1 protein-coding gene is annotated in these 242 nt (G+C 69.4%); it reads left to right on the forward strand.

Annotated features, from left to right (window positions below; translation table 11 throughout):
• The coding region (locus ACTFO6_RS19570; protein ID WP_439935968.1) for a hypothetical protein at positions 1-242 on the forward strand (242 nt) is incomplete at both ends.

Consider the following 242-nt stretch of genomic DNA (forward strand, 5'->3'; position numbering starts at 1 on the left):
GCTGGAGCTTCTGGAGGGCGAAGCGGACCTGGAGCGGCTTGGCAGCCTGTTGCGCTCGCCCTTCATCGCCGGGGCAGAAGACGAGCAATGGCCCCGGGCGGCGCTGGATGCTGCTTTAAGAAGCCGGGGGGAGCTGCTTGTGGATCTGCACAGGTTCCGCCGCCTCACTGGCGGGACGGACTCCCGGGGCGGACCTGCGCCCCATGCGCTGTTCCTCGCCCAGGTGATCGAGGCCCTTCGGG

The sequence above is a fragment of the Pelomicrobium sp. G1 genome, from assembly GCF_051905455.1.
GTDB lineage: Bacteria > Pseudomonadota > Gammaproteobacteria > Burkholderiales > UBA6910 > Pelomicrobium.